9 protein-coding genes are annotated in these 7,997 nt (G+C 73.1%); 6 read left to right on the plus strand and 3 right to left on the minus strand.

The window, feature by feature from the left end; translation table 11 throughout:
• Window positions 1–133: 133 nt before the first annotated feature.
• On the minus strand, window positions 134–556 hold the full coding sequence (locus ACFV5N_RS21425; protein ID WP_385602193.1) for a four-helix bundle copper-binding protein: 423 nt from the start codon (window positions 554–556) through the stop codon (window positions 134–136).
• Window positions 557–654: 98 nt separating this feature from the next.
• On the opposite strand from ACFV5N_RS21425, the gene ACFV5N_RS21430 reads away from it, so the two are divergent.
• Window positions 655–1,119, plus strand: a complete 465-nt coding sequence (locus ACFV5N_RS21430; protein ID WP_385602195.1) for an NUDIX domain-containing protein — start codon at window positions 655–657, stop codon at window positions 1,117–1,119.
• Here ACFV5N_RS21430 and ACFV5N_RS21435 read toward each other — a convergent pair.
• Window positions 1,097–3,307 carry a HelD family protein gene (locus ACFV5N_RS21435; protein WP_385602197.1) on the minus strand — a complete coding sequence of 737 codons (2,211 nt, stop codon included), beginning with the start codon at window positions 3,305–3,307 and terminating at the stop codon, window positions 1,097–1,099. The two genes, ACFV5N_RS21430 and ACFV5N_RS21435, sit on opposite strands and share 23 nt — an antisense overlap.
• Window positions 3,308–3,463: 156 nt before the next feature.
• Between ACFV5N_RS21435 and ACFV5N_RS21440 the strand changes: the two genes are divergently transcribed.
• The 3 genes from ACFV5N_RS21440 (at window position 3,464) to ACFV5N_RS21450 (ending at window position 5,898) form a co-directional block, all read left to right on the plus strand.
• Window positions 3,464–4,420, plus strand: a complete 957-nt coding sequence (locus ACFV5N_RS21440) for a 1-aminocyclopropane-1-carboxylate deaminase/D-cysteine desulfhydrase (RefSeq protein ID WP_385602200.1) — start codon at window positions 3,464–3,466, stop codon at window positions 4,418–4,420.
• A 162-nt stretch (window positions 4,421–4,582) separates the two neighbouring features.
• The gene (locus ACFV5N_RS21445) at window positions 4,583–4,996 is read left to right on the plus strand and encodes an anti-sigma regulatory factor (protein WP_019433314.1); all 414 of its coding nucleotides are present in this window, start codon (window positions 4,583–4,585) and stop codon (window positions 4,994–4,996) included.
• Window positions 4,993–5,898 carry an RNA polymerase sigma factor SigF gene (locus ACFV5N_RS21450; RefSeq protein WP_385602202.1) on the plus strand — a complete coding sequence of 302 codons (906 nt, stop codon included), beginning with the start codon at window positions 4,993–4,995 and terminating at the stop codon, window positions 5,896–5,898. The genes ACFV5N_RS21445 and ACFV5N_RS21450 overlap by 4 nt, the downstream gene beginning before the upstream one ends.
• Before the next feature lie 56 nt (window positions 5,899–5,954).
• On the opposite strand, the gene ACFV5N_RS21455 is transcribed toward ACFV5N_RS21450, so the two are convergent.
• Window positions 5,955–6,368 (minus strand): hypothetical protein, encoded by a 414-nt coding sequence (locus tag ACFV5N_RS21455; RefSeq protein WP_385602205.1) that lies wholly within the window; start codon window positions 6,366–6,368, stop codon window positions 5,955–5,957.
• Window positions 6,369–6,442: 74 nt separating this feature from the next.
• On the opposite strand from ACFV5N_RS21455, the gene ACFV5N_RS21460 reads away from it, so the two are divergent.
• On the plus strand, window positions 6,443–7,411 hold the full coding sequence (locus ACFV5N_RS21460; RefSeq protein WP_385602208.1) for a diacylglycerol/lipid kinase family protein: 969 nt from the start codon (window positions 6,443–6,445) through the stop codon (window positions 7,409–7,411).
• Between the two features lie 331 nt (window positions 7,412–7,742).
• The coding region (locus tag ACFV5N_RS21465) for a WhiB family transcriptional regulator (protein ID WP_019433310.1) at window positions 7,743–7,997 on the plus strand (255 nt) is incomplete at its 3' end.

Genomic DNA, 7,997 nt, shown 5'->3' on the forward strand with positions numbered 1-7,997 from the left:
GCGGTGGGGCACCCGCCACTCCCCCGGCGGCAAGACCATCTGGGCGGAGCAGCGGCTGCCGGACCGCTGACCCGTCCGGCCGCCCGGGCCCGGGCTGCCGGACGGAGCGGCCGGACGGGGCGGGACCGCCGGCTCAGCCGAGGGCGGCGAGCAGGTCGCGGCAGGCCTCCTCGCACCGGCGGCAGGCGTCGGCGCAGATCCGGCAGTGCTCGTGCATCTCCGCGTGCCGCCCGCACTCGTCACCGCAGGCCTTGCACGCCGCCACGCACGCCGTCAGCTGGGCGCGGGTGAGCTGCGCGTCGTAGCCGGTGTGCCGGGACAGCACCCGCCCGGTCGTCTCGCAGACGTCCGCGCAGTCCAGGTCGGTGCGCACGCACTTGGCGAGGTCGGCCACCCGCACCTCCGACAGACAGGCGTCGGCGCACGCCGTACAGCTCTGCGCGCAGGCCACACACGCCTCGATGCAGCGGGCCAGCGCCTCCTGGTCCACGTGCCCCAGGTCGGCTGGGTAGCTGCGCAGCATGCCGCGGATCATGGTCTCGTGTGCCGTGGTCATCGCTTCTCGCCTCTTCTCCTTCGGGTGGTGTTCGTCCTGCGACGGCTGCGTCCCGGGTGGCCGCGGCGGCCCGGAGGCAAACCTCTAGGCTGCGGCGCATGATGTCTTCCGCAGCCACCCCGCCGTTGTCCGCCGCCGTCGTCGTGCACGACCGGGAGCTGGGCCGGGTGGTGCTGCTGCGGCGCGGCGCGCGGGCGCGGTTCGGTGCGGGGCTGTGGGACCTGCCGGTGGGCAAGTGCGAGCCGGGCGAGCCGGTGACCCGGTGCGCGGTGCGGGAACTGCGCGAGGAGACCGGCCTGGTGGTGGCGGAGGAGGAGCTGCGGCTGGCGTCCGTGGTGCACGCGGCGCCGGGCATCGCCTCGGCGGCCGGGTTCCTCACGGTGGTGTTCGTGGCCGAGCGGTGGGAGGGCGAGCTGGTGAACACCGAGCCGGCCAAGCACAGCGAGGTGCGCTGGGTGGGGACCGGTGAGCTGCCGGCCGGGGAGATGGTGCTCTCCACCGACCGGATGCTGCTCCGGGCGCTGGGCGGGGATCCGGCGGTCAGCCTGCACGGCTGGGGGTGAGGATCCCGAGCCGCTGGGTGGCGCGGGTGAGCGCCACATAGCGGTCGGGCAGCGGCATGGCGTCCGGGTCCACGACGAGGACGGTGTCGTACTCCAGTCCCTTGGCGGTGCGCGGGTCCAGCACGCTCACCCCGGGTGCCGGGCCGACCGCCGCGGTGAGGGCGGGCAGCAGTTCCGGCGGGGCGATCACGGCGGCGGTGCCGTCCGGGTGCGCGGCGCGTTCGTCCGCCAGGGCGCGGGCCGTCCCGGCGGGCAGCCCTTCGGCGGGGAGGGAGCGCCGCCAGGGCCGCACGCCGGTGGAGCGTACGGCGCGGGGCGGGCGCAGGTCCGGGTCGATGGCGCGCAGCACGTCGGCGGCCGGGGCGGCGATCTCGGCGGGCAGCCGGTAGTTGACGGTCAGCTCGACGGTACGGGTCCGGCCGGGGCCCAGGTGCGGGTCGAGGGCCGCGGCCCAGGAGCGGGCGCCGCCGGGCGCGGAGGTCTGGGCGATGTCGCCGACCAGGGTCATGGAGCGGGCGGGGCAGCGGCGCAGCAGCAGCCGCCAGGCCATGGGGGACAGTTCCTGCGCCTCGTCGACCACGATGTGGCCGAAGGCCCAGGTGCGGTCGGCGGCGGCGCGTTCGGCGGGGGTGCGGTGGTCGGCCTCGGCGTGGCGCTCGGCGAGGCGTCCGGCGTCGAGCAGGTCGAAGGCGGACAGCGACTCGGGGTCGGTGCCGTCGTCGTGTTCGGTGGCGCGCGAGCCGCGGGCGATGTCCAGGGCCTCCTGGGCGAGCCGCAGCTGTTCGGCGTGCTCGGCGGCTGCGGCGGCCCGGGCGGCGCGGTCGTCGGTGCCGAGGAGTTCGGCGGCCTCGTCCAGCAGCGGTACGTCGGAGGGGGCCCAGCCGCCGGGGGCGCGCAGCAGCAGGTCGCGTTCCGCTTCGGTGAGTCCGGGGGCGGCGGAGGCGAGCCGGCGCGGGGAGGCGAAGAGGTCGCCGAGCAGCCGCTGCGGGGTGAGCGGGGGCCACAGCCGGTGCTGGGCGGCGCGTACGCCGGGGGACTCGCGCAGTTCGGCGCGCAGATCGTCGAGTTCGTCCTCGCCCAGGAGAGGGTCGCCGTCGGCACCGCTGTCCCCGCCGAGGACAGCGGCGTCGATGCGGGCCGCGACGGTGCGGGCGAGGGCGTCGACGAGCAGTTCGCCGTGCAGGGGCGCGGTCTCGTTGTGCGGCAGGCCGAGGTCGCGGGCGCGGCGGCGCAGGCGTTCGGCGGTGGCCCGGTCGAGGTGCAAGGTCTCGCCGTCGTGGTCGATGGGCAAGGTGTCCGCCGGGAGCCACTGCCGGTCGGCGACGGCGGCGGCGATCACCTCGGCCATGTCCGCGCGACCCTTGATCCCGGCGGTGCGCGGGTCCTCGGGGCGGTCGGCGGTGACGCCGGGGTACAGCTCGGCGGGGGTGGCCAGCAGGACGCCGCTCTCGCCGAGGGAGGGCAGGACCTCGCCGATGTAGCGCAGGAAGGCGGTGCCGGGGCCGACGATCAGCACCACGTCGCGGGCCAGCCGTTCCCGGTGGGTGTACAGCAGGTAGGCGGCGCGGTGCAGGGCGACGGCGGTCTTGCCGGTGCCGGGGCCGCCCTGGACGACGAGGACCCCGGCCCGGGGGGCGCGGATGATCGCGTCCTGTTCGGCCTGGATGGTGGCCACGATGTCGTTCATCCGGCCGGTGCGCGGGGCGTTCAGGGCGGCGAGCAGGGCTGGGGCGTCCTCGGTGCCGGCGACCGCGCCGGCCCCGAGGTCCTCGTCCTGGACGCCGGTGACGGTACGGCCGCTGGTGCGCAGATGGCGCCGGACGCGCACCCCCTCGGTGCGGGCTCCGGTGGCGGTGTAGAAGGGCCGGGCGGCGGGTGCGCGCCAGTCGATCAGCGGGGGTTCGGTTTCGTCGGGGGCCGCCGGAATTCCGATGCGGCCGATGGCGCGGTCCGGTCCTTCCGTCATGGTGAGCCGGCCGAAACACAGGCCGTTCTCGACGGCATGCAGTTCGCCGAGCCGGCGGGCGAGTCCGGCGGCGGCGACGTCCCGTTCGGTCAGTCCCTGGTGGCCGAGACCGGTGGTGGCGAGCACCTGCTCCAGCCGCTGCCCGGTCTGTTCGCGCAGCTCGTCGAGGCGGCTGTAGAGCTGGGTCAGGCATTCCTGTTCCTTGTCCAGGGCGGTTGACAAAGGAATTCCCCCTTCAGTAAACTAGCCTTATTGTGCGCGGCTTTGGCATTTCTTTACACGCGCAGAACCCAGCAATATAGCGTTTCTTTCCCCGCATTTCCATGCGGGGTTTTTCTGTGTCCGCGCCCGCCTCCGGCTCCGGGTAGCCTCACCGGCATGACGCGCGCACCCGGCCCGCTCACCACCACGCCGCCGCCCTCCCCGCTCCAGGAGGTGCGCGACGAGCGCTTCGCACGGCACGGACTGCGGCTGCTCCTCAAGCGCGACGATCTGCTGCACCCCGAGCTGATCGGCAACAAGTGGCGCAAGCTCATGCCGAACGTGCGCGCCGCGCGGGCGGCCGGCCACCGCACGCTGCTGACCTTCGGCGGCGCCTACTCCAGCCATCTGCGCGCCACGGCGGCGGCCGGACGGATCACCGGGCTCGCCACCGTCGGCGTGGTGCGCGGCGACGAACTCGCCGACCGCCCCCTCAACCCCTCGCTCGCCCGCTGCGCCGCCGACGGCATGCGGCTGCACTTCGTCAGCCGGGCCACGTACCGGCTGCGCGACGACCCGGCCCAGCTGGCCGCGCTGCGCGCCCGGTTCGGCGACCCGTACCTCGTCCCGGAGGGCGGCAGCAACGCCCTGGCCGTGCACGGCTGCGCCGCACTCGGCCGCGAACTGCGCGAGGCCGCCGATCCGCCCGATGTGGCGGCCGTCGCGGTGGGCACCGGCGGCACCCTCGCCGGGCTCGCCGCCGGACTCGGCCCCGGGCGGCGGGCGCTGGGCATCCCCGTCCTCAAGGGCGCGGCCCCGGCGGAGCGGGTACGCGCCCTCCAGGAGGAGGCGTTCGGCGGCCCGCGCGGCGACTGGTGGCTCGACGAGCGCTTCCACCACGGCGGATACGCCCGGGTGCCGTCCGTGCTGCGGGAGTTCGCCGCCGACTTCGCCGGCCGGCACGGGCTGCCGGGGGTCGAGCTGATCTACGTGGCCAAACTGCTGTACGCGCTGACCGTGCTCGCCGAGGAGGGGGCCTTCGCCCCCGGGACCACCGTGGCCGCCGTGATCAGCGGAGTCCCCGGTCCGGAAACCGTAACGAATCCCATCCGCCCCACCACAGAACGCACTTGATGCATTACGATGAGTAATACCGCTGAGGTGGCCGCGAAGATCCAGGCGACAGCACGCCAGTGATCGCGGTAGCGTCGCAGGGCGTACGTTTCGTGTTGGCGCGCGGCACCCTCGGTGGTGCCGGGCAGCGCTCAATCAGTGACAGCCACTGTGGAGGTGAGGGTGTCCCAGTTCCCAGGTGAGCCAGGATCGCAGGACTTCGTCGAGGTCCGGCTGCCCGCGGCGGGTGCCTATCTTTCGGTCCTGCGTACGGCCACGGCCGGCCTCGCGGCCCGCTTGGACTTCACCCTCGACGAGATCGAGGATCTGCGCATCGCGGTGGACGAGGCCTGCGCGATCCTGCTCCAGCAAGCCATCCCGGGCAGCGTGCTGGAGTGCGTTTTCACGCTGGTCGGGGATGCCTTGCGGGTCACCGTCTCGGCTCCCACCACCGAAGGTCACGCCCCCGAGCGGGACACCTTCGCCTGGACCGTCCTGAGCGCGCTGGCCGGTGAGGTGGAATCGACCGTCAAGGACGACAAGACGGTCAGCATCAGCCTGCACAAGACGCGCGGCGCCGCCCCCGGAGCGCCGTGACCGGCGTAGTGGGGCCGCCGGCTGACGAGGGGGCCGACATGAACGATCTGGACCAGGCACGGGCCGCCGCCATCCCCGGCCAGCCCGAACCTCCGCCATCACCGCCACCACCGGCGGCGGCCGCCACCCGGCGGGCGCTGCCCGATCCCCAGGACCGCGGCGCCGCCCGCGATCTCTTCATCGAACTGCGCGGGCTCCCCGACGGCTCGCCGCAGCGCGCCGAGCTGCGCAACGCCCTGGTCCGGATGCATCTGCCGCTGGTCGAGCATCTGGCCCGGAGGTTCCGCAACCGCGGTGAGCCGCTGGACGACCTGACCCAGGTCGCCACCATCGGGCTGATCAAGTCCGTGGACCGCTTCGACCCGGAGCGCGGGGTGGAGTTCTCCACCTACGCCACCCCCACCGTGGTCGGGGAGATCAAGCGGCACTTCCGGGACAAGGGCTGGGCGGTGCGGGTGCCGCGCCGGCTCCAGGAGCTGCGGCTGTCGCTGTCCACGGCGACCGCCGAGCTGTCCCAGCAGCACGGCCGGGCGCCGACGGTGCACGAGCTGGCCCAGCGGCTGAACATCTCCGAGGAGGAGGTGCTGGAGGGCCTGGAGTCGGCGAACGCCTACAGCACGCTGTCCCTCGACGTCCCCGACACCGACGACGAGTCGCCCGCCGTGGCGGACACCCTGGGCGCGGAGGACGACGCGCTGGAGGGCGTGGAGTACCGCGAATCCCTCAAGCCCCTGCTGGAGGAACTGCCGCCGCGCGAGAAGAAGATCCTGCTGCTGCGGTTCTTCGGCAACATGACGCAGTCGCAGATCGCGCAGGAGGTCGGGATCTCGCAGATGCATGTCTCCCGGCTGCTGGCGCGCACGCTGGCGCAGCTGCGGGACAAGCTGCTCGTGGAGGAGTGAGACGGGGTACGGGGCGAGTGCCCCGTACCCCGTACGCGCACCGTGCGGCCGGCGTCTCAGGCGCCGCGGGCCCCGATGCGCAGGGCCTGGGCCGAGGTCTGGTTCATCAGGCAGACCAGGACGGCGAGGGCGGTGCCACCGAGCGCGACCGCGGCGGCCGGCCAGGCCCCGCCGCTGCCGGCCAGGGTGCCGGCCACCGGAAGCATCAGCAGCTGGGTGATCACGGCCGGGCCGCGGCTCCAGCTGCGCAGCCGCCACAGTCCGTGCCCGGCGGCCAGCGGCACCAGGGCCAGGGCCAGGACGGTGATCGCTCCGACGACGGCCTGCATCGGGTCCCCGGGGTCGCCGGTGGCCGCCAGCAGCAGCATGTAGCCGCCCAGACCGGCGGCGACCAGGCCCTGGAGCCCGGTGAGGACGGCGGCGGCCGTCACCGTACGGGGCCGCCCGGCTGGGGTGCTGTTCTCGCTCACGCGGCCAGGGTATAGCCCCGGCGCCCGGCCACCCTTGACGCCCGGAACCTCCCGCGCTGGGTACGCTGCACTCCATGCGCGCGCTTCTCGTGGTCAATCCGGTCGCCACCACCACCAGTGTCCGGACCCGTGAAGTTCTCACGCACGCGCTGGCCAGCGATCTGAAGCTGGAGGTCGCCGCCACCGAACACCGGGGCCACGCCAGGGAGCTGGCCCGGCGGGCGGCCGAGGACGAGAGCGTCGACCTGGTGATCGCGCTGGGCGGGGACGGTACGGCCAACGAGGTGGTCAACGGGCTGCTGCACCACGGCCCGGATCCGGAGCGGCTGCCGCGGCTCGCGGTGCTGCCGGGCGGCTCGACGAATGTCTTCGCGCGGGCGCTCGGCCTGCCGAACGACGCGGTGGAGGCGACGGGGGCGCTGCTGGACGCGCTGCACACCGGTTCGGAGCGGACGATCGGCCTGGGTCTCGCGTCCGGGACGCCGGGGTCGCGGGACGCGGAGGTGCCGGGGCGCTGGTTCACGTTCTGTGCCGGGCTGGGGTTCGACGCCGGGGTGATCGGGCGGGTGGAGCGGCAGCGGGCGCGCGGGAAGCGGTCCACGCACGCGCTGTACGTACGGCAGGGGCTGCGGGCGTTCGCGCGGCATCCGCACGGGCAGCGGGGGGCGATCACCCTGCTGCGGCCGGGCCACGACCCGGTGGAGGAGCTGGTGTTGTCCATAGTGTGCAACACGGCGCCGTGGACGTTCTTCGGGAACCGGCCGGTGTACGCGGCGCCGCGGGCGTCGTTCGACACGGCGCTGGACGTGATGGCGATCTCGAAGCTGTCCTCGTCGGGTCTGACCCGGTATGTCACGCAACTGCTGATGTCCTCGCCGGAGCGTGGGCCGCAGGGGAAGCATGTGGTGTCACTCCACGATGAGACGGAGTTCACCTTGCAATCGCAGGTACCACTGCCGTTTCAGCTTGATGGTGACCATCTCGGCGTGCGCACGAGTGTGACCTTCACAGGCGTACGCCGTGCACTGCGTGTGATTGTGTGAGCGGAACGCCGAAAAGTCCTTACAGTCGAACGTTTAGCCCAGACTCCACCCAGGAGAAGTAGGGCTGTGAGCAACACGACACCAAGGATTCAAAAAAAACTTCTGGGAAGGGGTTGTATCCGCCGCTGAGGTTTGCGAACCTCTACATGGCGATCGGGACGGCCGAAACCTCGGCCCCCAGGATCGCCCGAATCCTTCTTCCCCACCCAGCGGGATCCCGGCAGAGACATCCACCGCAGCGCAAGCCACGGCTCGTTCTTTGTCGGGGGGTTCGTGAAAGCGTTCACATTCACAAGCAATGTAACTGCAACGTGCAGGAGATGGAGCAGACATGGACTGGCGTCACAACGCCGTTTGCCGCGAGGAAGACCCCGAGCTGTTCTTCCCCATCGGCAACACCGGTCCCGCGCTGCTGCAGATCGAGGAAGCCAAGGCCGTCTGCCGCCGCTGCCCCGTCATGGAGCAGTGCCTGCAGTGGGCGCTGGAGTCCGGCCAGGACTCCGGCGTCTGGGGTGGCATGAGCGAGGACGAGCGCCGCGCCATGAAGCGCCGCGCCGCTCGCAACCGGGCACGGAAGGCCACCGCC

It is taken from the genome of Streptomyces sp. NPDC059853 (assembly GCF_042731495.1).
In the GTDB taxonomy this organism is placed as follows: domain Bacteria; phylum Actinomycetota; class Actinomycetes; order Streptomycetales; family Streptomycetaceae; genus Streptomyces.

Bases quoted from the DNA above. Each gene is read 5' to 3' on its own strand.
- ACFV5N_RS21440 (WP_385602200.1), top strand. From the start codon at position 3,464: ATGACGCGCGCACCCGGCCCGCTCACCACCACGCCGCCGCCCTCCCCG.
- ACFV5N_RS21430 (WP_385602195.1), top strand. From the start codon at position 655: ATGATGTCTTCCGCAGCCACCCCGCCGTTGTCCGCCGCCGTCGTCGTG.
- ACFV5N_RS21460 (WP_385602208.1), top strand. From the start codon at position 6,443: ATGCGCGCGCTTCTCGTGGTCAATCCGGTCGCCACCACCACCAGTGTC.
- ACFV5N_RS21425 (WP_385602193.1), bottom strand. From the start codon at position 556: ATGACCACGGCACACGAGACCATGATCCGCGGCATGCTGCGCAGCTAC.